The following is a 1569-nucleotide window of genomic DNA, read 5'->3' as shown; positions in this document are numbered from 1 at the left end:
CGGCGCGGCGTGCTGCTCGGCGTCGCGCAGCGCGGCGAACTCGGCGTCGCCGCCGGGGACCCCGTCACGCTCCGGCTGCCGCGGGACGTCCGTCCGCACCACCGTCGCCGGGTTCGTCGACGAACCCCTCGGCACCTACGCCTACGCCTCCCTCGAACAGGTCGCCGCGTGGGCGCCCGCCGCGGAACCCACGACCGTCCTCGTCCGGTTCGATCCCGGCGCCGACCGCGCCGCCCGCGCCCGCGCGCTGCGCGCCCGGCCCGACGTCGTCGCCTACACCGGCGCCGAGGCGTTCGAGGAAACCCTGAACGAGTACATGAACCTGTTCTACGCGTTCGTCGCCGTGATGCTGGTGTTCGGCGGGCTGCTGGCGTTCACCGTCCTGTTCGCGACCCTGTCGGTCAACCTCGCCGAACGCGCCGCCGAACTGGCCACGCTGCGCGCCGCCGGGGTCGGGCGGCGCCGCGTCGCGCGACTCGTCACCGCCGAGAACCTGCTGGTCGTCGCCGCCGGGATCGTCCCCGGCCTGATCCTCGGACGGCTCGCCGCCGGGGCGTTCCTCGGCGCGTTCGACAGCGACCTGATGTCCTTCCACGTCGAGATCGCGCCCGCCACGTACGCGTGGTCGGCGCTGGCCGTGCTCGCCGTCGCGTGGCTCGCGCAGCGGCCCGGCCTGCGCGGGCTCGCCCGCACCGACCTCGCCGCGCTCGTCCGGGAACGCTCCGGCTGATTCCGGATCACCGCCGCGACCCCGGGCCGTCTGGAACGTCCATCGGGCGACCTCGGCGCGGTACAGGCCGAATCTCCCGCCCCTTGCTGGAGAGCATGTCAATACGAGGATCACGGGCTGACCTCGTGCAACCGTAGGTGATCGGCGAGGGCCTCGTAGGAGAACCGCGAGGCCCCGCCCCGCTCCGCCGCTGCCGCGCCGTCCGCGCGGCGGCCGGCTGTGCGCCCTGCTGGACGCCCGCGGCCCCGGCGGCGCCCCCATGACGACCTGCGCCGCGACGCCGCCGGATGGACGGCCCGCGCCGGCGCGCCCGCATCCGCTGGTCCGGCGTCGGCGACGCCGCCGTCCGCACCGCCGAGGACGGCGCGCCCGTCCTCGCCCTCACCGTCGACCTCGCCGAGAACGAGCGCCGCGACCTCGTCCTGGAGATCACCGCCGGGACCGCCGACGGCACCGGAGACCGCCCCGACCCGGACGCGCTGTGGGACGCCACCGAACGCGACTGGTGCGCGGCCGTCCCGTCCTGCGAGGACACCGTCGCGCCGCGCGACGCCCGCCTCGCCTACGGGGTCCTGACAGGCCTCACCAGCACCGCCGGGGGCATGGTCGCCGCCGCCGCCACCGCGCTGCCCGAACGCGCCGACGAGGGCCGCAACTTCGACTACCGGTACGCCTGGATCCGCGACCAGTGCTTCGCCGGGCGCGCCGCCGCCGTCCACGGCGCCCCCCGGACCCGCCGCGCCGCGCCGTCGCGTTCGTCGCCGCCCGCGTCCTGGACGACCGCGACACGCTGCGGCCCGCCTACACCGTGACCGGCGCCCCGATGCCCGGCGAGCACG

2 protein-coding genes are annotated in these 1569 nt (G+C 76.7%); both read left to right on the top strand.

From position 1 onward, the window contains the following. A partial coding sequence (locus BJF79_RS39330; protein WP_143220799.1) for an ABC transporter permease occupies positions 1 to 730 on the top strand: 730 nt, incomplete at its 5' end. A 287-nt stretch (positions 731 to 1017) separates the two neighbouring features. Further along, complete coding sequence (locus BJF79_RS39325) at positions 1018 to 1542, top strand: glycoside hydrolase family 15 protein (RefSeq protein ID WP_075905043.1); 525 nt, start codon at positions 1018 to 1020, stop codon at positions 1540 to 1542. Positions 1543 to 1569: the final 27 nt, after the last annotated feature.

Origin of the sequence: Actinomadura sp. CNU-125, assembly GCF_001942465.1 — a bacterium.
Taxonomy (GTDB): domain Bacteria; phylum Actinomycetota; class Actinomycetes; order Streptosporangiales; family Streptosporangiaceae; genus Spirillospora.
The sequence above is the reverse complement of the archived record's forward strand: the minus strand, read 5'-3'. Positions and strand labels throughout refer to the sequence as shown.

Coding starts and splice junctions, on each gene's coding strand:
- BJF79_RS39325 (WP_075905043.1), top strand. CDS start 1,018: ATGGACGGCCCGCGCCGGCGCGCCCGCATCCGCTGGTCCGGCGTCGGC.